Raw genomic sequence first — 22,858 nt, 5'->3', positions numbered from 1 at the left:
CGCGATCATCCTCGCGGCACGGCGGTGGGGCCCGCCGTACCCGAACCGCGGCGAAGGCGCCGCCAACGGTCCCTACTTGCGATGGAGCGCGCCCGTGTGCCCGGGCCCCGGCGAGTAGGAGAGACACGACCATGACAGCCCCGGAGAGCCTGCGCGCCCCCGCCGGACCCGCACGTCAGTCCCTCTGGCAGGGCCAGGCGCCCGTGGTCTCGGTGGTCGCCCTCGGCGGCGCCCTGGGCGCGACGGCCCGGTACGCGCTCTCCCTCCACTGGCCCACCCCGCCCGGCGGATTCCCCTGGGCGACCTTCTGGACCAACGTCGTCGGCTGTGCCGTCATCGGCGTGTTCATGGTCGTCATCACCGACGTGTGGGCCGCCCACCGCCTGGTCCGCCCCTTCTTCGGCACCGGGGTCCTCGGCGGCTTCACCACCTTCTCGACGTACGCCGTCGACATCCAGAAACTCGTCGACCACGGCCGGCCCGCCACGGGCCTGGCCTATCTCGCCGCGACCCTGATCGCGGCCCTCACGGCGGTGTGGCTCGCGTCCACGGCGGCCCGCCGCGTCCTGAAGTGGAGGCAGCCATGACGCGCGTCCTCAAGCGGAGGCAGCCATGACGAGGCTGACCGGCAGCGCCCTGCGCGTGACCGTCTACATCGGCGAGAACGACACCTGGCACCACAAGCCCCTCTACGCGGAGATCGTGCACCGCGCCCACGCCGCCGGTCTCGCCGGGGCCAGCGTCTTCCGCGGCATCGAGGGCTTCGGTGCCTCCTCCCTGATCCACACCTCCCGGCTGCTGTCCCTCAGTGAGGATCTGCCGGTGGCCGTCGTCATCGTCGACACCGAGCCACGCGTACGGGAGTTTCTGCCGCAGCTCGACGAACTCGTCACCGAGGGCCTGGTGACCCTCGACGACTGCGAGGTCATCCGGTACGTCGGCCGCGACGCGAACCAGGGCGTAGCGGGCACGAAGGGTAAGAAGTCGTTGTGAACTGGCTGCTGGTCGTTCTGGGGGCCGTGGTCGGCGCCCCGCTCCGCTATCTGACCGACCGAGCGGTGCAGTCCCGGCATGACTCCGTGTTCCCCTGGGGCACCTTCGCCGTCAACGTGACGGGCTGTCTGATCCTCGGCCTGCTCACCGGCGCCGTGGCCGCGGGGGCCGCCGGGTCCCACCTCCAGCTCCTCCTGGGCACCGGCCTGTGCGGGGCCCTCACGACATACTCGACCTTCTCCTACGAGACCCTCCGCCTCACCGAGACCGGGGCACGCCTGTACGGCGTGGCCAACGTGGCCGCGAGCGTGGTGGCCGGTCTCGGGGCCGCCTTCGCCGGGGTGGCGCTGGCGCGGGCCGTGTGGGCGTAGGCGTATCGGCGGGAGCCGCGCGGCAGGCCCTTGTCCGCGTGTAGTAAGACTGTGCCCTCCGCACCTGCCTCCCCCTGAGAAGAACTGGATCCCATGAGCGTCATCAGCGTCGGTCAGGCCGTCGTCCTCGGAGCCGTCGAGGGAGTGACCGAGTTCCTCCCCGTCTCCTCCACCGGCCATCTGAAGATCGTCGAGGGGTTGATGAACATCCCCGTCGACGACGACGCCGTCGTCGGGTTCTCGGCCGTCATCCAGGTCGGCGCGATCGCGGCCGTGCTCGTGTACTTCTTCAAGGACATCGTGCGGATCGTCTCCGCGTGGGGGAGGGGTCTGGTCCACAAGGAGGAGCGCTACCACCACGACTACAAGTTCGCGTGGTGGGTGATCGCGGCGACCGTCCCGATCGTGGTCGTCGGCCTCGCCGCCAAGCCGCTCATCGAGGGGCCGCTCGCCTCCCTGTGGGTGGTCGCGGGCTCCCTGATCGCCGGCAGCGGTGTGATGTGGGCGGCGGACCAGATGGGCCGGCACAAGCGCGGGGAGGACGACACCACGTTCAAGGACGCGATGCTGGTCGGCAGCTCGCAGATCCTCGCGCTGCTCTTCCCCGGTTTCTCCCGCTCCGGCGCGACCATGTCCACGGCCCTGATCCTGGACCTCGACCGCGTGGCAGCCACCCGCCTCTCCTTCTTCCTCGGCATCCCCGCCCTCACCGGGGCCGGAATCTACGAGCTCAAGGACGCCCTGGGCGCGGGCGTGGGCGCAGCCCCGCTCGCCGTCGGCACGGCCGTCTCCTTCGTCGTCGCCTACGGCTCCATCGCCTGGCTGCTGAAGTTCGTGGCCAAGCACTCCTTCAACGCCTTCGTGATCTACCGAATCATCGTGGGCCTCCTGCTCTTCGGCCTCCTGGCCACGGGGACGCTGGACAGCTGACGGGTACGGGGCTGCGATTCGGGTGACTGGCACGGGGTGCGGGTGGCCCGGGCCCCGGGGGTGCGATGCGAGGCGCCCGGCGCGGGCGAGTGCCGGGGGCACGTCACGAGGTTGCGAGGTGGTCGACCGCCATGAGGGTGGGGCGCCGCTCATGTCGCAGGGGTGTGGGGCGGCTGACTGGCAGGGGAGTGCGGGCGGCCCACGCCGCAGGGGGTATGAGGCGGTCGGCGCGCGGGCGTACGGGGCAGTTCACGTCACAGGGGTGCGGTGCGGCTCACGCCCCAGGGTTGCGAGGTGCATGGCCCCTACGCCGCAGGGGTGCGAGGCAGTCGAGGGCTATGAGGGTGCGAGGCGGCCTACGCCGCAGGTTCCGGGACGGCCCGCAGCCACGGGCGTTCAAGGCGGCCCTTGCTGCATGGTTGCGACGCGGCTGACTGCCAAGGGGTGCGGGGCGGCCCGCGTCGGCGGGATTGCGGCCCAGCCAACTGCCACCGGGTGCGGGTGCCAGATGTCCACCGTCTAGGCGCGCAAGGCGGCCCGCGCCACAGGGGTTGCGGCCCAGTCCTCCGCCATGGAGCTGCAGGGCGGCCCACCGTCACGGGGGTGAGAGACGGCCCACGGCCACGTGAGTGTAAGACGGCGCATCGCCATGGAGGTGCGGGGTGGCTCACGCCGCAGAAGTGCGAGACGGCCCGTCGTCACAGGAATTCAAGGCGGCCCGTGCCGCAGGGTGGCAAGACGCCTGACCGCCGGCGGGCGCAAGGTGGCCCACGCCAGTGGGGTTATGACGCGGCCACCGCCACCGCCACCGCCACCGCCACCGCCACCGCCACAGGGGTGCGGGTGCGGCACGGCTCACCGCCACGGCGTGCACGGCGCGGTCCGCGCCACAGGGGCTGTAGCCCAGCCATGCACCACACGGACGCGCGACGGCCCACCGCCCCGGAGACGCGAGGCGCCCGGCGTCCCGCACCCCCTGCCCCGCCCCCTTGACAGCACCCTCCCGCCGCCCGGAGTATCACTCCCGTGAACCTGTCAGACAGCCGGACAGCCAGTCAGCCGCCGAGGCGTGTCAGCGCCATGGAGGCGGTGCTGGCGCATCTGCGCGACGCCATCGAGCGCGGGGAGTACGCCATCGGCGACAAGCTCCCCTCCGAGGCCGAGCTCTGCCGCACCCTGGAGGTCAGCCGGCCCGTGCTGCGCGAGGCCCTCAGGGCCCTGCAGACCATGGGCCTGACCGTCTCCAAGACCGGCAAGGGCACCTTCGTCGTGGCCAACGCGGTGGAGGACCCCACCTTCGGCGACTACGCGGCCAGCGACCTCCTGGAGGTGCGTCGCCACGTCGAGATCCCGGTCGCCGGGTACGCGGCCGTGCGCCGCACCCCGGAGAACCTCGACCATCTGGCCCACCTCCTGGACCGGATGGAACGGGAGACCGACACCACGGCGTGGGTCGCGATGGACACCCTCTTCCACCTCGCGGTGGCCGAGGCCGCCCAGAACCCGGTCTTCCGCCGGGTCATCGAGGAGATCCGGGACGCACTGGCGCGTCAGTCGGCCTTCCTCAACGAGCTGGGCGGCCGCCGGGAGCAGTCCAATCGCGAGCACCGCGCGATCGTCGAGGCGCTGATCGACGGTTCCGAGCACGACGCGGTGGAGGCCATGTCCCACCATCTCGACCGCGTCGAGACCACCCTCACCGACATCGTGCGCTCCCCGCGCACGGACAGTTCCACGGAAGGCGGATCAGAGGCGTGAGCGAGCAGTCCCTGCACGACGATGTGCAGAAACGTTCCGGCCATGTCGACGCCGGAGACGAGGGCTACAGCAAGTCCCTCAAGTCACGGCACGTCAACATGATCGCCATCGGCGGCGCGATCGGCACCGGCCTCTTCCTCGGCGCCGGCGGCCGCCTCGCCGACGCCGGCCCCTCCCTGTTCATCGCCTACGCGGTCTGCGGAGTCTTCGCCTTCCTCGTCGTCCGCGCCCTCGGCGAACTCGTCCTGTACCGGCCGTCCTCCGGCGCCTTCGTGTCGTACGCCCGGGAGTTCCTCGGCGAGAAGGGCGCCTACGTCGCCGGCTGGATGTACTTCCTGAACTGGGCCACCACCGGCATCGCCGACATCACCGCCGTCGCCCTCTACACCCACTACTGGGGCATGTTCTCCGACATCCCGCAGTGGGTGATCGCGCTCATCGCACTCGCGGTCGTCCTCACCGTCAACCTCATCTCGGTGAGGATGTTCGGCGAGCTGGAGTTCTGGTTCGCCATCATCAAGGTGGGCGCGCTGGTGGCGTTCCTGCTGATCGGCATCTTCCTGCTGGCCACCCAGCACCCGATCGACGGCCACCACCCCGGCCCGGCCCTGATCACCGACAACGGCGGCGTCTTCCCCAACGGCCTGCTGCCCATGCTGCTGATCATCCAGGGCGTGGTCTTCGCCTACGCCTCCGTCGAACTGGTCGGCGTCGCCGCGGGCGAGACCGAGAACCCCGAGAAGATCATGCCCAAGGCGATCAACTCGATCATGTGGCGGGTCGGCCTCTTCTACGTCGGCTCGGTCCTCCTGCTGTCGATGCTGCTGCCCTGGAACAAGTACACGGGCGGCGAGAGCCCCTTCGTGACCGTCCTGTCCAACATCGGCATCCCGGCGGCCGGCGGCGTGATGAACCTCGTCGTCCTCACCGCGGCCATGTCCTCGCTCAACTCCGGCCTGTACAGCACCGGCCGCATCCTGCGCTCGATGGCGATGTCCGGCTCCGCCCCGAAGTTCACCGGCGTGATGAGCCGCAGCCAGGTCCCCTACGGCGGCATCCTGCTCACCAGCGGTGTCTGCGTCCTCGGCGTCGGCCTCAACTACGTGGTCCCCGCCGACGCGTTCGAGATCGTGCTGAACTTCGCCGCCATCGGCATCCTCGCCACCTGGGGCATGATCATGGTCTGCCACCTGCTCTTCTGGCAGAAGACCGAGAAGGGCGACCTGACCCGCCCCGGCTACCGACTGCCGGGATCCCCCTGGACCGAACTCGTGACGCTGGCCTTCCTCGCCTCCGTCCTGGTCCTCATGTACGCCGACGGCGGCGCGGGGCGCACCACCGTGCTGTGCCTCCCGCTGATCGTCGCGGCCCTGGTCGCCGGGTGGTTCGCCGTCCGGGGCAGGGTCTCCCGCACCTCCACCGAGACCGAGTCCACCGGCGCGTGATCGCTCGCGCGCGTACCCAGCCCCAACCCACTGGCGCGCACGCGTGATCCGCGTGGCGTTCCCGGAGAAGCAGGAAGTGATGTACAGCAGTTCCGTCGCGGCCGCACCCCTGGTCCGTGAGCCCCTCCACGCCCCGGTCGCCCACCTCATCCGCGGTGGGCTGATCGAGGGCACCCACTACGGTTCCGTCGTCGTCCTCGACGGCGACGGAACCGTCCGCTTCCAACTCGGTGACATCGAGGCGGCGTTCTATCCGCGGTCGGCGCTCAAGCCGGTCCAGGCCGTCGCCATGGTCCGGGCCGGGCTGCCGCTCGACGGCGAGCTCCTCTCGCTCGCCGCGGCCAGCCACTCCGGTGAGGAACGCCATCTCGCCGCGGCCCGGCGGATCCTGGAGCTGGCGGGTGTCTCCGAGGACGCCCTGCGCAACGTCCCGGACATGCCGTACGACCCGGCCGTCCGGGACGCGTGGATCAGGGAGGGCCGCGGGCCGTCCCGGCTCGCGCAGAACTGCTCCGGCAAGCACGCGGCGATGCTGTACACCTGCGTGCTCAACGACTGGCCCCTCGACGGCTACCTCGACCCCGCGCACCCGCTCCAGCAGGCGATCGCCGAGATCGTCGAGGACCTGACGGGCCAGCGGATCGCGCGGGTGACCGTCGACGGCTGCGGTGCGCCCCTGTTCTCCGTCTCGCTGCACGGTCTCGCCCGGGCCGCCGCACGGATCACCTCGGCGGTTCCCGGTACTCCCGAGGCCCGGGTCGCCGACGCGATGCGGGAGCACGCCGAGATGGCGTCGGGGGCGGGGCGGGACGTGGCCGCGCTGATGAAGGCCGTGCCCGGCCTCCTCGCCAAGGACGGATTCGAGGGCGTTCAGGTCGCCGCGCTGCCCGACGGGCGGTCGGTCGCCGTGAAGATCTCCGACGGGGCGAACCGGGCGCGCGTGCCGGTCGCCGCGGCGGCGCTCGCGTGGGCCGGGGTGTCGCCGGATCTGCTCACGGAGTTCCAGGGGGAGGCGCTTCTCGGAGGCGGCCTTGAGGTCGGGCGTGTGCGGCCCGTTCGTTCGCTGGAGCCCGTTTCCGTGTCCGCCTGCGCCTGAGAGCTCGGTCGTCCATGTCCGTTCGCGCGTGCGGGTCCGTCGTGGCTCGTCGCGCCCACGCGGCGGAGCCGCATATCAACACAGCCCCGCGCCCCCAAAAGCACTTGCCTGAGCCCATTCAGAGAAAGGACACCTTGATGACCGCCGCCGTCAGCCGCCGTGAGCACGATCTGCTGGGTGACCGGGATGTTCCCGTCGACGCCTACTGGGGTGTGCACACCCTGAGGGCCACCGAGAACTTCCCCATCACCGGGACCCGGATCTCCGCCTACCCCCACCTGATCGACGCCCTCGCGGCCGTCAAGGAGGCCGCAGCGCTCGCCAACGAGGAGCTCGGGCTGCTGGAGCCCAGGAAGGCCGCCGCGATCGTCGAGGCCTGCCGGGAGATCCGGGAGGGCAAGCTGCACGACCAGTTCGTGGTCGACGTGATCCAGGGCGGCGCCGGCACCTCCACCAACATGAACGCCAACGAGGTCATCGCCAACCGGGCGCTGGAGCTGCTGGGGCACGAGAAGGGGCAGTACTCGTTCCTGCACCCCAACGAGGACGTCAACCTGGGGCAGTCGACCAATGACGTCTACCCGACCGCGGTCAAGATCGCGACGGTCTTCGCCGTCCGCGGACTGCTCAAGGCCATGGCCGTACTGCAGGACGCGTTCGCCCGCAAGGCCGTCGAGTTCCGCGATGTGCTCAAGATGGGCCGTACACAGTTGCAGGACGCGGTGCCCATGACGCTGGGGCAGGAGTTCTCCGCGTACGCCGTCATGATGGGCGAGGACCGGTCACGTCTTGACGAGGCCGTCGAGTTGATCCATGAGATCAACCTGGGGGCCACGGCCATCGGGACAGGACTCAATGCTCCCGCGGGATACGCCGAGTCGGCCCGGCGCCACCTCGCCGAGATCACCGGGCTCCCGCTGGTGACCGCGGCCAACCTGGTCGAGGCGACCCAGGACTGCGGCGCGTTCGTGCAGATGTCCGGTGTCCTCAAGCGGATCGCGGTCAAGCTCAGCAAGAGCTGCAACGACCTGCGGCTGCTCTCCTCCGGCCCGCGCGCCGGGCTCGCGGAGATCAACCTGCCGCCCGTCCAGGCCGGTTCGTCCATTATGCCCGGCAAGGTCAACCCCGTGATCCCCGAGGTCGTCAACCAGGTCGCCTTCGAGGTGATCGGCAACGACGTCACCATCACCATGGCCGCCGAGGCCGGACAGCTCCAGCTCAACGCCTTCGAGCCGATCATCCTGCACTCCCTGTCGGAGAGCATCACCCACCTGAGTGCCGCCTGCCACACACTGGCCGAGCGCTGCGTGGCCGGCATCACCGCCAACACCGAGGCACTGCGCCGGACGGTCGAGAACTCCATCGGCCTGGTCACCGCCCTCAACCCGCACATCGGCTACACGGCCGCCACCGACATCGCCAGGGAAGCCCTCGCCACCGGTCGCGGGGTGGCCGAACTGGTCCTGGAGAAGGGCCTGTTGCCCGCCGAGCGCCTGGCGGATCTCCTGCGTCCGGAAGTACTCGCGGGCAGCGGCACGGCACGGGCGGTCTGACAAGCGGCCTCCTGGCGCCGCATGACACCGGCGTGACGGCGCCGCGCCGACACGCGGCGCCGTCACACCCAGGGGTGAACCGCGCGAGGGTGGCGCACCCGTCACATCCGAGTGGTGGCGGGAGGACGGGAGACCGCGTCCCTCGGGCGATACCCGCTGATCGGCGCAGCCAGTGTCGGCATTCCCATTTATGTCCTATTAATGCTCATATCGTGAATTCTGCGGCCTCCGAATCAGGCCGTCTCATGTCCCGGTGCAAGATTCCGCACCTTCCCCGCCGGGCGGAGCGATGGAATCCCTTCGGTGAGTCCAGGAGAATTCATGCGTGTGGCCGTGACAGGTGGCGGCGGTTTTCTCGGTTCGCATCTATGCGAAGCACTCCTTCGGCGCGGCGACGAAGTCGTGTGCCTCGACGACTTCTCGACCGGCGATCCGGCGAACATCGCCCCCTTTCTCGGAGACCCGGCTTTCGAACTCGTCCGCGGGGACGTCAGTCTGTCCGTGCAGGTGTCGGGCACCGTCGACGCGGTGGCCCACCTCGCCAGCCCCGCCTCGCCTCCCGATTACCTCGCCCGCCCCCTGGAGACGCTCGCCGTGGGCAGCCGAGGTACGGAGAACGCGCTGCTGCTGGCGGCGCGAAACGCCGCCCGCTTCGTCCTCGCCTCCACGAGCGAGGTGTACGGAGACCCCGAGGTACACCCCCAGGACGAGACGTACTGGGGCCATGTCAACCCCATCGGCCCGCGCAGCGTCTACGACGAGGCGAAAAGGTTCTCCGAAGCACTGACCCAGGCATACCGGACGAACCGCGGGACGAACACGGGAATCGTGCGGATCTTCAACACCTATGGTCCGCGCATGCGCCCGCACGACGGCCGGGTCGTCTCCAGCTTCGTCGTCCAGGCACTCGCCCAGGAACCGTTGACCGTCTACGGAGACGGAAAGCAGACCCGCAGTTTCTGCTACGTCGACGACCTGGTGCGCGGAATCGTCTCCATGCTGGACAACGACGAACCCGGACCGGTCAACCTCGGGAATCCCGTCGAACTGACGGTCCTGCAACTGGCGGAACTCGTTCTCGACCTCACGGGGTCGCAGGCCCAGATCCAGTTCCACCCGCTGCCGGTCGACGATCCCACCCGCCGCCGGCCGGCGATCGCCCGAGCGGCGCAGCGCCTGGGCTGGAGCCCCGAGATCGGCATCGAGGAGGGTCTGCGGCGAACGGTGGAGTGGTTCGCCTCCCGGCCGGACGACATCGCCGCCGCGCTCTCCGCGATCCGGGGCGGCCAGCAGGACGGCGTCGTCACGGCCGCCTCCTGCCAGGTCGGCGCGACCGTCGCCGCCGCGTCGTGACCGAGACGGATCATGGCCGGACGCACGGCACCGCCCTGGACGGTGCGCCGCGTGCGGTGCGCACCGACGAGGCGATGCTGAGATCCCACCTATGGACCCTGTCGGCGGGCAACGTCGTCGACATGCCGGCCGACGGACCGGTTTTCGGCAAACCGCGCAGAAGGCTCACGCCCGGCCCCGCGTCCTGCGTCCCCCTGCTGGGGCGCCTCGACCGGATGAAGGTGTCCCTGCTCGCGGTGGGCTGGTGGGTCGCCTTCGTCTGCTTCTGGGAGTGGTGGCTGCGTCCGGAACACCGGGTCGGCCTGGTGGGCTTCGCGGTGAACAGCGCCCTCCTGCTGTACCTGTCCGCGCTGCCGCTGTACTTCGTCGTCGTGATGGTACGGCTGCGCACCTTCGACCCCGCCGTCGACGTGCCCCGGCTGCGGACCGCGTTCGTGGTGACCCGGGCACCGTCGGAGCCCTGGCAGGTCGCCCGTACCACCCTGAGCGCCATGCTGCGCCAGGATTTCCCGCACCCCTACGACGTATGGCTGTGCGACGAGGACCCGAGCCAGGAGATCCTGGACTGGTGCGAGGCCAACGCCGTGCGCGTGTCCTGCCGCCGCGGTGCCGCGTCGTACCACCGGGACGCCTGGCCCCGCCGCACCCGGTGCAAGGAGGGCAACCTCGCGCATTTCTACGACCACTGGGGCTACGCCGACTACGACGTGGTCGCCCAACTCGACGTCGACCACGTGCCCCACCCCCGCTACCTGGGGGAAGTGGTCCGGCCGTTCGCCGATCCGGCCATCGGTTACGTCGCCGCACCCAGCGTGTGCGACGCCAACGCCCGCACCTCGTGGTCGGCACGCGGACGGCTGCACCGCGAGGCCACCTTCCACGGACCGATGCAACTGGGCCACTCCGACGGTCTGGCACCGCTGTGCATCGGCTCCCACTACGCCGTACGGACCCGCGCCCTGCAGGACATCGGCGGGCTCGGCCCCGAACTGGCCGAGGACTTCGCCACCACGTTCCTGCTGAACTCGGCGGGCTGGCACGGGGCGTTCGCCATCGACGCGGAGGCGCACGGCGACGGCCCCATCACCTTCGCCGCCATGGTGACGCAGGAGTTCCAGTGGTCGCGGAGCCTGGTGTTCATGCTGCTGGGCATGCTCCCGAAGCATCTGTGGCGCATGCCCGGCCGACTGCGGATCCGCTTCGCCTTCGCCCTGTCCTACTATCCGCTGCTCGCGCTGACGACCACCGCAGGCCTGCTGCTGCCGCCGATCGCCGCGGTCACCGGCCAGCCGTGGATCAACGTGAACTACGGCGCTTTCCTCCTGCACTTCTGGGCCATGTCGTTCTTCCTGGTCCTGCTCACCCTGCTGCTGCGCAGACGCGGCCTGCTGCGCCCCGTCGACGCGCCGCTGCTGAGCTGGGAGGGCTGGCTGTTCGGGCTGACCCGCTGGCCGTGGGTGGCCTGGGGTGCCATGGCCGCGCTGGTGCAGCGCCTGCGGCCGCGGAAGGTCGTCTTCAAGGTGACGCCCAAGTTCCGCGACGGCATGGAGCCGTTGCCGCTGCGCCTGATGCTCCCCTACCTCCTGATCACCGTCGTCCTGTCCGGCGCGGCCGTGGTCGGGCAGCTGACCGGCCCCGCCATCGGCTATGTGTTCCTGTGTCTCCTCGGCTCGATCTCGTACGCGCTGGTGACCCTCACCGTCAGCGTGCTGCACATCCGGGAGACCGCGAGGTCCGCGGGTGTGGGCGCGCACCGGGCGCTGCGGACGGCGATCCGGCCGCTGGCCGCGGGTCTCGTCGCGCTCGTGCCGCTGGGCTTCGCGCTGCTGCTGTTCCCGACCTACGTGCGGGGCTTCCTCTCGGGCTGATGCCCGTGTCCGCCCGGCGCCCGCCCGCAACGCCCCACTCCTTCGTGACGAAGAACGAGGTGCCCGATGCCCGAAACCGTCCTGGTGACCGGTGGCGCCGGCTTCATCGGCAGCCACACCTGCGTCGAACTGCTCGCCCACGGCTACGAAGTCGTCGTCGTCGACAACCACGCCAACAGCTCTCCCCACGCCCTGGAGCGCATCGCCAAGACCGCGGGCCGACCGCTCGCCGCCGCTTACCAGGTCGATGTGCGCGACCGGCCGGCTCTTTCACGGGTGTTCGCCACCCACCAGGTGGACGCCGTCATCCATTTCGCGGCCCACAAGGCGGTCGGGGAATCGGTGGCCCTGCCGGTCGAGTACTACGACACGAACGTCGGCGGCACCTGCGCCCTGCTGTCGGTGATGCACGAGCACGCCGTCCGACGGCTGGTCTTCTCCTCGTCGTGCTCCGTCTACGGCGACGCGCGGACCGTCCCCCTGACCGAGCAGAGCCCGGTGGCGCCCACGAACCCCTACGCCCGCACCAAGCTGACGTGCGAGCGGATCCTGGAGGACGTCTGCGCCCACCTGACGGACCTGAAAGTGCTCGCCCTGCGCTACTTCAACCCGGTCGGAGCCCACCCCGGCGGGCTGCTCGGCGAGGACCCGCAGGGCGTCCCCAACAACGTCATGCCGTACGTCGCCCAGGTCGCCGTGGGCCGACGGGAGCGGCTGAGCGTCTTCGGGGACGACTACCCCACGCCGGACGGCACCGGAGTGCGGGACTACATCCACGTCATGGACGTCGCCGAGGGACACCGGGTGGCCCTCCAGCACGTGGACGACCGCACCGGCATGCGGGTGTTCAACCTCGGCACGGGCACCGGCACCTCCGTGCTGCAACTGGTCGCGGCCTTCGGCGAGGCGAGCGGCCGGCCCATTCCCTACCAGGTCGTCGACCGCAGACCCGGCGACGTCGCCGAGCTCGTCGCCGACGCGAGTGCGGTGGCCGAGGCCTGGAACTGGACCACCACGCGTGACCTCGCCGCCATGTGCCGTGACGCCTGGCGGTTCCAGGAACTCAACCCCCACGGCTACGCCAGCTGACCCGTCGACTCGGCGGTCCCAAGACAGGAGTACTCCCATGCGGTTGACTGTCATCGGTACGGGCTACCTCGGAGCCGTGCACGCCGCGTGCATGGCCGACATCGGACACGACGTCCTCGGTGTCGACACCGACAGCGGGAAGATCGCGGCGCTCGCGTCAGGCCGGGCGCCCTTCTTCGAACCCGGCCTGCCGGAGATCCTCATCCGGAACACCCGTGCCGGGCGGCTGCGTTTCACCACCTCCCTGCAGGAGGCCGCCGACTTCGCGGACGTGCACTTCGTGTGCGTCGGGACACCGCAACGCGCCGACTCCCTCGCCGCCGACCTGAGCCATGTGGAGGCGGTCGTCGACGGTCTGGCACCGCTTCTCACCCGCGACAGCCTCATCGTCGGGAAATCGACCGTTCCGGTGGGCACCACCCGGACACTCACCCGCAGGGTGACCTCGCAGGTTCGCCCCGGCGTCGACGCAGAGGTCGTCTGGAACCCGGAGTTCCTGCGCGAGGGATTCGCCGTCCAGGACACGCTGCGCCCCGACCGGCTGGTCGTGGGAGTCACCTCGCCCCGCGCCGACCGGACCCTGCGCGAGGTCTACGAACCGATGCTGCGGGCCGGTGTCGCCTACCTCAGCACCGATCCCGCCACCGCGGAACTGGTGAAGGTCGCCGCCAACTCCTTCCTGGCGACGAAGATCTCCTTCATCAACGCCATGGCGGAGGTGTGTGACGCCTCGGGCGCCGATGTGGTGACTCTGGCCGACGCTCTCGGCCACGACGCGCGCATCGGGCGGGCGTTCCTGTCCGCGGGCCTCGGGTTCGGCGGCGGCTGTCTGCCCAAGGACATCCGAGCGTTCCTTGCCCGGGCCGAGGAACTGCAGGTGGGGGAAGCGGTCTCCTTCCTGCGCCAGGTCGACCGGATCAACCACCGGCAGCGGCGGCGGACCGTCGACCTGGCCCGGCAGCTCCTGGGCGGTGAGTTCCCGGGACGGCGGGTCGCGGTGCTGGGCGCCACCTTCAAACCCGACAGCGACGACGTGCGGGACTCGCCGGCTCTGGCCGTCGCCGCGGAGATCGTCGCCCAGGGCGCCGACGTCCGCGTGCACGATCCGGAAGGCATCGACAACGCGCGCGTGGCACTGCCCGGACCGGCCTACTGCACGGACGCCATGGAGGCGTGCCGGGACGCGGATCTGGTGCTGCATCTGACCGAGTGGCGCCAGTACCGTGCACTGGACCCGGTGAAGCTGTCCCAGGTGGTCCGGGTCCCGCGGATGATCGACGCACGCAACGCCCTGGACCCGGCCCGCTGGCGGGAGGCCGGTTGGCACCTCCGCGCCCTGGGCCGTCCGGTCCACGTTCCGACGCCGGGCCCGGGCGACGGCCTCCGGGTGACGATCCCTCAGGCGGGCGGCCCGGTCGCCACGGCTCCCACACCGGGCGATCCGCTCAGTGGCGCTCCGAAGTAGTCCACCTGTCCGGGGTCGACTCCGATGGCTCGCAGGTCCACCGCGAAAGCGGCCAGCGTGTTGACGCACCGTCCTGCGAGTGCGCCGCGCGTCGGTTCGCCGCCGCGCAGTTTCGGACCGGCCGCGGGCGTCGGGACCTGGGCGAGGCAGGGGTCGTGGTCGGTGCCGGTGACTCGCGCGCCCAGCGACTCCTGGCTCGTCTCCTGGCGCCACGTGGCCAGGTCGCTGTACTGGCGCCCGCCCCACAGCAGGGCCCAGTCTCCCGAGCTGTGGTAGTCGTTGCCCTGCATCAGCACGGACGACGCGTCGAAGGCCCCCTGTGCCGCGACGACGGGCGAGCCGTCCGTGACGAACACGTTGTTGCGCACGGTGACGCCGCGCAGGCTGGGCTCGAGCCGGAGCGCTGGTGCGCGGACGGCGCCGTTCGCAGTGGTCAGCACCGTGTTCTGGTAGATCGAGAGATCGGTGACCCGCCACCCCAACGCGACGATGCCGCCGTAGTGCGCGAGCTTGCGGCCGTCGTTGTGGCTGATGTTGTACCGGATCGTGTTGTTCCTGTGCGCCGTGTTCGGGGCGGCGGAGTACGCCAGGAAGCCCGAACCGTCGTTCCCGTAGGCCAGGTTGTACTGCATGAGCGAGTGGGACACGTTGTTGTCGAGGCCGAACCCACCGCCGTCGACCGTGGAACCGGTGTGGTTGCCGTAGGAGACGTTCCTCTCCAGCGTCATCAAGGTCGAGTCGTACGTCCAGATGCCCTCGGGCCCCTCGACGGCGTCCGGGGAGGACGAACTCCCGTTGCTGTGGCTGACGGACCGCTCCACCGTGCCCCGGTGGACGCTGCCGAGGACGATGCCGCTGCCGGTGTTGCGCTCGGACGCCTGCGGGTCTCCGGCGTTCCGGTACGCGGTCACCCTCGACACCGTCACCTCGTCGTGCGCGTAGGCGGGCGCGTCCGCGGAGAACGGCGGACCGTCCGACACGAGACCGGCGTCCTGGTTGTCGTGCAGTGCGCAGTCTTTGATCACCACGTCACGGAAGCCGGATGCCTCGGCGCCGCCGTGCAGCCGGAGGCCGTTGTGGAAGCCCGACACCTCGACATCCGAGACCCGGATGTACGGCAGCTTCCGGTCGCCGGGCAGGTCGTTGACGAAGGCGATGCCGTCGTGCGATCCGTAGGACGCGGCGTCGCCGACGAGAGTCAGGTCACGGACGACGACTCCGCCCGTGTTGTGCACCTCGATGGCGCGCGTGCCGCGGGCCGTGATCGTCGCGCGGCCCGCTCCATAGGACTCGATCACGACAGGCTTGCGGGCGTTGCCGGCGTCCCCCTGACCGATGCTCAGTCTGCCCGGGAAACGTGCCCCCGCCTTCAGCCGCAGCCGGTCGCCCGGCTTGAACCGCAGGGCGTCGGCGCGCAGCAGTGTGCGCCAGGCGGTCTGCGGTGTCCGACCGTCGTTGCCATCGTCTCCCTGCGGACTGAGATAGAACGTGCGTCCGTCCCCGGGGTTCTCCTGCAGGGGTGCATACGGGGCGGGCGCGCTGCAACCGGCCAGCAGCACTACGGTCGCGCACAGGCCGGCCGCGGTACTTCGCCGCAGCGGTCCGGCGACCGGCCCAGTGCGCTTCTGGTGGGCCGACCGCTGCAAGCCGGTGGCTCCGTCGCTTTCGTCTCGCTGGCGCAACATCGCTCCTGTCTGCTCGATGGCCGAGCGGACCCCGATTCATGGAGGCCGCAGACTCACCCTGACGTGCGAGGCGGAGATCGGCGGACCAGCACGCGGAGTTCGGATCAAGACATGCCTGATTGGCCTCCTGCCGATACCGCCGCCGCACACGAGACAGGCGTGAGGCATGATGACGATCATGTCCTCGCAGTTCCGACCGGTCCTGGAGCGCATCGCCGACGAGATCGAGCGGACCCCTGGCCGCGGCGCACCCGCCGACTACATCCCCGCGCTCGCCGCCTGCGACCCGCGCAGCTTCGGCATGGCCGTCGCGGAGCTGGACGGCACGGTGTACGGCGTCGGGGACTGGCGGGAGCCGTTCTCGACGCAGTCCATCACCAAGGTCTTCACCCTCGCGCTCGACCTGGCCCGCGAGGGAGACGAACTCTGGGAGCACGTGGGCCGTGAACCCTCCGGCAACCCCTTCAACTCCCTGGTGCAGCTGGAGTACGAGAACGGCATCCCGCGCAACCCGTTCATCAACGCGGGCGCTCTCGTCGTCACCGACCGCCTCCACAGCCGTACCGGAGACGCGGCGGGCGCGTTGCTGACGTTCCTCCGCGAGGAGAGCGGCAACCCGGCGCTGGACTTCGACGAGGAGGTGGCCGCCTCCGAGGCTGCCCACGGCGACCGCAACGCGGCCCTGGCCCACTTCATGGCCGCGTACGGCAACATCGACAACGACATCCCGGTCCTGCTCGACCAGTACTTCCGGCAGTGCTCGATCAGGGCGTCCTGCGCCGACCTGGCACTCGCCACCACCTTCCTGGCCCGCCACGGCATCCGCGCCGACGACACCCGCCTGCTCACCCTCAGCCAGGCCAAGCAGATCAACGCGATCATGCTGACCTGCGGCACGTACGACGCGGCGGGCGACTTCGCCTACCGGGTGGGCCTGCCCGGCAAGAGCGGGGTGGGCGGCGGCATCATCGCGGTGGTACCGGGCCGCTGCACGCTGTGCGTATGGAGCCCGGGTCTGGACGAGCGCGGCAACTCGGTGGCGGGGGTGGCGGCCCTGGACAGGTTCACGACGCTGACGGGCCTCTCTGTGTTCTGAGCCGGTGTGTGCGCATCCCGGACCCGGATCCCGGAGCCGACCATGTACCGGTCACACCCCGGTCGCCGCCTCGTCGCCCGTCAGCCACCCACGACTGACACGCTGCTCGCGTGTTGGCCAACATTCCCGTCGATCTCCGCCGCTGCCAGGTCCTCGGTCTGGTCGGCACCACCTTCCTCGCCGCGGGCGGGGAGAGCGCGGGAGCCCTCCCCGCCCGGGAACTCCTCACCCCGGCCTCGCCCCGGGCGGCCCTGGGCCTGGTCGGTGCCTACTTCGGTGTCGTCCTGCTGATAGCGGCCTGGCTCCTCCTCGGCCGTCAGGTGCGCAGCCCCGACCGGCGGCCCGGCACGCGCGAGCTCACGGCCGTCCTCGTCGTCTGGTCGATTCCGCTGCTGCTGGCCCCGCCCCTGTTCAGCCGGGACGTCTACAGCTACCTCGCCCAAGGCGCCATGGCCGACGCCCACATGGACGTCTACGCCCACGGCCCCGCCCTGCTCGGCGGTCCCCTCGCGGACGAGGTCGCCCCCATGTGGCGCGACACGGGCGCCCCGTACGGCCCCGTGTTCCTCGGCCTGGCCTCCGTGCTGGCCAAGGTGTCCCGCGGTGAACTCCCCGCCGGTCTGCTCGGGTTGCGGCTCGTCGCCCTGCTCGGCGTGGCCGTGATGGCCGCCGTCCTGCCCCGTCTGGCCCGCCACAGCGGCGCCGACCCGGCCGCGGCGCTCTGGCTCGGCGCCCTCAACCCGCTCGTGCTGCTGCACCTGGTCGCCGGTGCCCACAACGACGCCGTCATGCTCGGTCTGCTCGGCCTCGGCCTGGTCGCCGCCCTCGGCCGGTGGCCGATCCTGGGAGCCGTACTCGTGACGCTCGCCGCCCTGGTCAAGGCCCCCGCCATCCTCGGGCTCGCCGCGATCGTCGTGCTGCGCGTCCGGGCCGGCGACCGTCCGGCGAAAGCCGTTCTGACGGCCGTCGTCTCGGCAGCCGCCACCACCGTCGCCGCGACGGCCGTCGCGGGCACCGGCTACGGCTGGATCGGCGCCCTCAACACCCCTGTGTCGTCCGGGAACTGGGCCCTCACCAGCCTCCTCGGCCGCGCCACCAGGGCCCTGCTGGAACGGTTCGGCAGCGATCTGGCCCCGCTGGCCGTCCCGTTCTGGCACGCGCTCGGCATCGTCACGGCCGTCGCCGTCATCGGCCACACCTGGCTGCGCCTGCGTCCGCGACCCGTCTACGCCCTCGGCCTGAGCCTGGCCACCCTCGCCGCTCTCGGCCCGGCGATCCGGCCCTGGTACGCGCTGTGGGGGCTGTTCCTCATCGCGGCCGCCGCGCCCAGCGCCTCGGTACGGCACCGGGTGGCCGCCGTGACGGGTGTGCTCGCGCTCGCCACCCTCCCGAGCGGCGGCCCGGCCGACACCGGGCAGCTCGTCCTCGCCGTCTCCGGCGGCGTCCTCGCCCTGGTCGTGCTGGTCCAGGCCCACCAGACGGCCCAGGCCCCGGCCACCGGACACACGGCATGAGGGCGCCGGCCACGGATCGCGGCCGACTGCTGCTCGTCCTCGCCGCCGGCACCGCCGTCACCGTCTTCACGGCGACCGTGCCGCTCCTGCGGGACTGGTTCGACCTGCGCGTCTACCACGGAGCCGTCGACACCTGGGTCCACCACGGCGGACGGCTCTACGACTACCGGGTGCCGGGGACGACGTACGGCTTCACCTACCCGCCGTTCGCGGCCGTCGCCATGCTCCCGATGGCCCTGCTCGACCTGCGCGCCGCGATCGCGGTGGGCCTGCTGCTCAACCTGGCGGCGCTGGCCGTGGTCGTACGCCTGCTCACCGGCCGGTCCTGGCGGCGCCACGGCTGGTACGGCTGCGCCCTGGGCGCCTGCGCGCTCGCGCTGTTCGAACCGCTGCGCGACACCTTCAGCTTCGGCCAGGTCAACCTCCTGCTGCTGGCGCTCGTCCTCGTCGACGCGTGGCTGCTCGCCACCGGCCGGGAGCGCTGGGCCGGTGCCGGGATCGGGCTGGCCGCCGCGGTGAAGCTCATACCGGCCCTGTTCATCGGCCTGCTCCTGCTCGCCCGGCGCGGGCGGGCGGCGGCGGTCGCCACGGTCGTGGCCCTGACCGCGACCGGGTTCGCGGCCCTCGCGGCGCCGGACGCCTCGCGCTTCTACTGGACCGACGCGCTGTGGGACACGACCAGGGTGGGACGGCTGGACTACGTCTCCAACCAGTCGTTGCAGGGCATCCTGGCCCGGCTCGGCGAGACGGACCGCGCGGTCTGGGCGGTGGCCGTGCTGCTGACCCTGGGCGTGTGGGCCGTACGGGCCCGGCGGGCGGTGGCGGCGGGGGACTGGGCGGCCGCGTTCGCGCTGACCGGGCTGACCGCCTGTCTGGTCAGCCCGATCACCTGGGTGCACCACCTGGTGTGGCTGCTGCCGTCCTTCGCCGTCCTCGTGCGTACAGGGCACCCGCGGATCGCGGGCGCCCTGTACGCCGTGCTGTGCACCAGTGTGGTGTGGCTGTGGTTCGACGACGCGTCGGGCGTCGACGGCCTCCTCGGCAGCAACCTCTACACCTGGATCACGCTCGGCCTGCTGCTGCGGCTGCCGGTGGGTCAGTCGGCCGTCGCCCGCCCGAACCGGGCCCGCAGCGCCAAGGCCATCGAACCCGCGCCGAGTCCGGCGGCGCCCAGGATGGCCCAGGTCGCCAGCCAGCCGGGCCCGGAGCCCTCCGAGGAGACCGCCGCGGCGACCGGCACCGCCTCGGGCCCGGGCCGCGGCTTCACCTTGAGCGCGTCCAGCGAGCCCACCGGCTCCACCCGCCCGGCCGCGCCGAACCCCCAGTCGAGCAGTGCGCGGGCCTCCTCGTAGACCGTGAAGCCGCCGCCCGACTGAGGATTCATCACGGTCACGACGAGGGTCCGGTCGCCCCGGCGGGCGGCGGCGACGAGCGTGTTGCCGGCGTGGCTGGTGTAGCCGTTCTTGATCCCGATCAGCCCGTCGTAGGGCTTCACCCCGTCGGCACCGGTCAGCAGCCGGTTGGTGTTCCGGATGCCGTACCACCAGCCGCCCCGGCCGGGGAACTGCGCCTCGGCCGTGCCGCAGTACCGCGCGAAGTCCGCGTTGCGCAGCCCCGCCCGGCCGAAGACGGCGAGGTCGTACGCCGAGGAGACCTGGCCCGGCGTGTCGTAGCCGTCGGGGGAGCGGACATGGGTGTCCCGGGCACCCAGGGCGCGCGCCTTGGCCTGCATCCGGGCGGCCGTCGTGGACCAGCCGCCGCTGAGCCCGGCCAGGACGTGCACGGCGTCGTTGCCGGAGTTGAGGAAGACCCCGCGCCACAGGTCGGCCACCTGGTAGGTCTGTCCCTCGGCGACCCCGACGAGACTGCTGCCGGGCCCGATGTCCGAGAGTTCGTTCGCGCCGACCGTGTGCCTGAGGCCGCCGGGCAGCAACGGCAGGACGGTCAGGGCGAACAGGGTCTTCAGGGTGCTGGCCGGGGGCAGCCGGCGGTGGGCGTCGTGCGCCGCTAGGACCTCCCCGCTGTCGGCGTCGGCCACCACCCACGACAGGGCGGACACGTCCGGGACCCGGGGCACGCCCCGGTGCGGCCGGACCTGGACACCGGGGCGGTACAGCACGGCGGGTGACGCGGCCGCGGGCGGCGGTGCGCCGGACGCGCCGGGGTCGGAGCCCGTGTGCGCGGCTGCCGTCGCGGAGGCGAACACCAGCAGTCCCGTCATGCACAGGGCGCAGGTCGAGACGGCAACCCGGGAGGGAAATCCGATAGTCATACTGCAAAGCTAGGAACGGACCGGCCGTACACCGCGCTGCCCGGGCCGTGCGGGGCGCGTGAGCACCCGGACGGGGGATGGCCCGTCAGCCGCCGGGCAGGGTCGGCTGGATCCGGCGCAGGAAGGTCGCGTTGTCCGGCGTCTCGCGCATCCGCTGGAGGAGCGTCTCCAGGTTGCCCTGGCCGTCGCCGTTCTGAAGAACCCTGCGCAGTCCTCGTACGGCGGTCAACTCCGCCGGAGTCAGCAGGCGTTCCTCGCGACGGGTGCCGGAGGGGTTGACGGCGACGGCCGGGAAGACACGGCGGGAGGCGAGTTCGCGGTCCAGGCGCAGCTCCATGTTGCCGGTGCTCTTGAGCTCCTCGAAGTAGAAGTCGTCGGCGCGCGAACCGGTCTCCACCAGGGCGGTGGCGAGGATGGTCAGCGAGCCGCCCTCCTCGGCGAGCCGGGCGGCGCCGAAGAACTTCTTCGGCCCGATCAGCGCGGTCGCGTCGACACCGCCGCTGAGGGTGCGGCCGTTGCCGGGAGCCGCGTTGTTGTGGGCCCGGCACAACCGGGTCAGGGAGTCGAGCAGGATCACGACGTCCTCGCCGGCCTCGACGAGCCGCTTGGCCCGCTCGATGACCAGCTCGGCGAGCGCGATGTGCTGCTTGGGCGTGCGGTCGAACGTCGAGGCGTACACCTCGCCGCGCACGGAGCGCCGCATGTCGGTGACCTCCTCGGGGCGTTCGTCGAGCAGCACCACCATCAGGCGGCACTCGGGGTGGTTGCCGGCGACGGCGGCCGCGATCTGCTGAAGCAGCACCGTCTTGCCGGTCTTGGGCGGGGCCACGATCAGCCCGCGCTGGCCCTTGCCGACGGGCGCGATCAGATCCGCGACCCGCCCGGTCAGTCCTGACGCCGGGTGTTCGAGCCGGATCCGCTCGCGCGGGTGCAGGGGTGTGAGGTCGTGGAAGGAGCGACGGTTCCGGCCGGGTTCGTGGCCGTTGACGCGGGCGACCTCGGTGAGGGCGCGCTGGGTGCCGCGCACCCCGTCGACGACGTCCCCCTTGCGCAGGCCGAAGCGGCGGATCAGGGCGGGGGAGACCTGGGGGTCGGAGGGCGAGGGCAGCAGGCTCGCGGCACGGAGGTGACCCTTCCCGCCCGCGTCGATGTCGAGGACGCCGGTGACGGCGCGGACCGGGGGCTGCTGCTGTACTGGGGGGCTTTCGAGAGTGGTGGTCATGATGGTCTGTCCTTTCGAGGACGGAAGGCATGGGACATGCGGAAGGAGGGGGGAAGCCGCGAGAGGGAAGGCGGACAACGCCTTCGGGCGGCGGAAGGCAGCACCCACAAGAGCTGCGAGGTACTGAGGAGAAGCCGGTACAACGACCGGCGGGAGGAGAGGGAACTGGCACCGGCGCCCCGAAACGGGCGTACACAAGTGCTAGCAGGACCGTACCACGGCTACTCAGCGCGTGGCGAGGAGTCCGTACAGCAGCGGGATCCGCGGCTCGGGAAGCCGCCACCAGCCGGACGCCGTGCGGGTCATCCGCGACCAGCGCGGCCAGGGCAGTTCATCGCTTTCGCGCAGACTCCGGACACCCAGTCCCACCCCCGTCAACGCGGTGACGACCTCTCCTATTCCATGCGTCCACTCGTAGCTCGCCGTGGCGCCCTCGACGGCCGGACCGTCGGTGTACGTGCGAGTCGCGTCCCGGTGCACGGGGCCGTCGCCGCCCAGGTAGTCGTGGCGCAGGAGGAGTTCCGGCCCCTCGTCCGGAGCGGGCTTGGGGCCCAGCGAGTTGAGCAGCGGATGGAACTCGACCACGTACAACAGGCCACCCGGACGCAGCAGTCGGGCGATCACGTCCGCCCACCGTGCCAGGTCGGGCAGGTAGCACAGCGCGCCCTTCCCGGTGTACACGACGTCGAACCGCTGTCCTCCCAGCGCCTCGACGGCGTCGTACACGTTCGCCCGCACGTACTCGACGTCCACGCCCGCGCGCGCCGCGATCCCCTGGGCGGCCGTGACGGAGGCCGCCGAGAAGTCCAGGCCCACCGCCCGGGCCCCACGGCGGGCGAGGGCGACCGTCTCCGTGCCGAGATGGCACTGGAGGTGGAGCACGTCACGGCCGGTGAGCTCGCCGAGGTCCTCCCACTCGAAGTTGGCGAACCAGCGCTCCGGATCGAGGTCCTGATCGAGGCCGTAGAACCGGCTGGCGAGGTGGACGGGGGTGCGGGCGTCCCAGTTGGCCTGGTTGACCCGCATCAGCCGCGCGTGCTCGTCGGACGTCATGAGGCCATCCAATCGCGAACCGGTCCCTTTTTTCGCGCGCCGGTGTCGATTCCGGCCGGTCCCGTTCGTCGGCGGGGTGTAGGAAGCACATGAGG

General features: G+C 71.2%; 18 protein-coding genes and 1 pseudogene. 15 read left to right on the top strand and 4 right to left on the bottom strand.

The window, feature by feature from the left end; translation table 11 throughout:
- Window positions 1-131: 131 nt before the first annotated feature.
- From crcB (H293_RS0112065) to H293_RS0112010, 12 genes are all read left to right on the top strand, one after another.
- The gene (gene crcB, locus H293_RS0112065) at window positions 132-587 is read left to right on the top strand and encodes a fluoride efflux transporter CrcB (RefSeq protein ID WP_020118136.1); all 456 of its coding nucleotides are present in this window, start codon (window positions 132-134) and stop codon (window positions 585-587) included.
- Between the two features lie 25 nt (window positions 588-612).
- The gene (locus tag H293_RS0112060) at window positions 613-993 is read left to right on the top strand and encodes a DUF190 domain-containing protein (RefSeq protein ID WP_020118135.1); all 381 of its coding nucleotides are present in this window, start codon (window positions 613-615) and stop codon (window positions 991-993) included.
- The gene (crcB, locus tag H293_RS0112055; RefSeq protein WP_020118134.1) at window positions 990-1,364 is read left to right on the top strand and encodes a fluoride efflux transporter CrcB; all 375 of its coding nucleotides are present in this window, start codon (window positions 990-992) and stop codon (window positions 1,362-1,364) included. The genes H293_RS0112060 and crcB (H293_RS0112055) overlap by 4 nt, the downstream gene beginning before the upstream one ends.
- Before the next feature lie 93 nt (window positions 1,365-1,457).
- On the top strand, window positions 1,458-2,294 hold the full coding sequence (locus H293_RS0112050; protein ID WP_020118133.1) for an undecaprenyl-diphosphate phosphatase: 837 nt from the start codon (window positions 1,458-1,460) through the stop codon (window positions 2,292-2,294).
- A gap of 1,026 nt (window positions 2,295-3,320) precedes the next feature.
- On the top strand, window positions 3,321-4,052 hold the full coding sequence (locus tag H293_RS0112045; RefSeq protein WP_078612559.1) for a FadR/GntR family transcriptional regulator: 732 nt from the start codon (window positions 3,321-3,323) through the stop codon (window positions 4,050-4,052).
- Window positions 4,049-5,497 (top strand): amino acid permease, encoded by a 1,449-nt coding sequence (locus tag H293_RS0112040; RefSeq protein ID WP_020118131.1) that lies wholly within the window; start codon window positions 4,049-4,051, stop codon window positions 5,495-5,497. The genes H293_RS0112045 and H293_RS0112040 overlap by 4 nt, the downstream gene beginning before the upstream one ends.
- Before the next feature lie 79 nt (window positions 5,498-5,576).
- Window positions 5,577-6,593, top strand: coding sequence for an asparaginase (locus H293_RS0112035; RefSeq protein ID WP_028807770.1), 1,017 nt, complete (start codon window positions 5,577-5,579; stop codon window positions 6,591-6,593).
- Window positions 6,594-6,730: 137 nt separating this feature from the next.
- Window positions 6,731-8,146: an aspartate ammonia-lyase gene (gene aspA, locus H293_RS0112030; RefSeq protein WP_020118129.1), complete on the top strand. Its 1,416-nt coding sequence runs from the start codon at window positions 6,731-6,733 to the stop codon at window positions 8,144-8,146.
- Window positions 8,147-8,467: 321 nt separating this feature from the next.
- Window positions 8,468-9,499, top strand: coding sequence for an NAD-dependent epimerase/dehydratase family protein (locus tag H293_RS0112025; RefSeq protein ID WP_078612558.1), 1,032 nt, complete (start codon window positions 8,468-8,470; stop codon window positions 9,497-9,499).
- Window positions 9,496-11,367: a glycosyltransferase gene (locus tag H293_RS0112020; RefSeq protein WP_020118127.1), complete on the top strand. Its 1,872-nt coding sequence runs from the start codon at window positions 9,496-9,498 to the stop codon at window positions 11,365-11,367. Before H293_RS0112025 ends, H293_RS0112020 begins: the two co-directional genes overlap by 4 nt.
- A 66-nt stretch (window positions 11,368-11,433) precedes the next feature.
- On the top strand, window positions 11,434-12,456 hold the full coding sequence (gene galE, locus H293_RS0112015) for a UDP-glucose 4-epimerase GalE (protein WP_020118126.1): 1,023 nt from the start codon (window positions 11,434-11,436) through the stop codon (window positions 12,454-12,456).
- A 37-nt stretch (window positions 12,457-12,493) separates the two neighbouring features.
- Complete coding sequence (locus tag H293_RS0112010) at window positions 12,494-13,921, top strand: UDP-glucose dehydrogenase family protein (protein WP_020118125.1); 1,428 nt, start codon at window positions 12,494-12,496, stop codon at window positions 13,919-13,921.
- Here H293_RS0112010 and H293_RS0112005 read toward each other — a convergent pair.
- Window positions 13,855-15,606 (bottom strand): right-handed parallel beta-helix repeat-containing protein, encoded by a 1,752-nt coding sequence (locus H293_RS0112005; RefSeq protein WP_020118124.1) that lies wholly within the window; start codon window positions 15,604-15,606, stop codon window positions 13,855-13,857. The genes H293_RS0112010 and H293_RS0112005 overlap by 67 nt on opposite strands.
- Before the next feature lie 166 nt (window positions 15,607-15,772).
- Between H293_RS0112005 and H293_RS0112000 the strand changes: the two genes are divergently transcribed.
- The 3 genes from H293_RS0112000 (at window position 15,773) to H293_RS60030 (ending at window position 19,568) form a co-directional block, all read left to right on the top strand.
- A complete protein-coding gene (locus H293_RS0112000; protein ID WP_020118123.1) occupies window positions 15,773-16,702 on the top strand; it encodes a glutaminase in 930 nt (309 codons plus the stop codon).
- A 110-nt stretch (window positions 16,703-16,812) separates the two neighbouring features.
- Window positions 16,813-18,216: a polyprenol phosphomannose-dependent alpha 1,6 mannosyltransferase MptB gene (mptB, locus tag H293_RS0111995; protein ID WP_020118122.1), complete on the top strand. Its 1,404-nt coding sequence runs from the start codon at window positions 16,813-16,815 to the stop codon at window positions 18,214-18,216.
- On the top strand, window positions 18,213-19,568 hold the full coding sequence (locus H293_RS60030; protein WP_020118121.1) for a glycosyltransferase 87 family protein: 1,356 nt from the start codon (window positions 18,213-18,215) through the stop codon (window positions 19,566-19,568). Before mptB ends, H293_RS60030 begins: the two co-directional genes overlap by 4 nt.
- Window positions 19,569-19,651: 83 nt before the next feature.
- Here the strand turns inward: H293_RS60030 and H293_RS54700 are convergent.
- From H293_RS54700 to H293_RS0111975, 3 genes and pseudogenes are all read right to left on the bottom strand, one after another.
- A pseudogene (locus H293_RS54700) lies at window positions 19,652-20,437 on the bottom strand (D-alanyl-D-alanine carboxypeptidase family protein); the annotation flags it as partial.
- Window positions 20,438-20,573: 136 nt separating this feature from the next.
- The gene (rho, locus tag H293_RS0111980; RefSeq protein ID WP_020118118.1) at window positions 20,574-21,710 is read right to left on the bottom strand and encodes a transcription termination factor Rho; all 1,137 of its coding nucleotides are present in this window, start codon (window positions 21,708-21,710) and stop codon (window positions 20,574-20,576) included.
- Between the two features lie 225 nt (window positions 21,711-21,935).
- A complete protein-coding gene (locus tag H293_RS0111975; RefSeq protein WP_020118117.1) occupies window positions 21,936-22,763 on the bottom strand; it encodes a class I SAM-dependent methyltransferase in 828 nt (275 codons plus the stop codon).
- Window positions 22,764-22,858: the final 95 nt, after the last annotated feature.

Source organism: Streptomyces canus 299MFChir4.1 (assembly GCF_000383615.1).
GTDB lineage: Bacteria > Actinomycetota > Actinomycetes > Streptomycetales > Streptomycetaceae > Streptomyces > Streptomyces canus_C.
The sequence above is the reverse complement of the archived record's forward strand: the minus strand, read 5'-3'. Positions and strand labels throughout refer to the sequence as shown.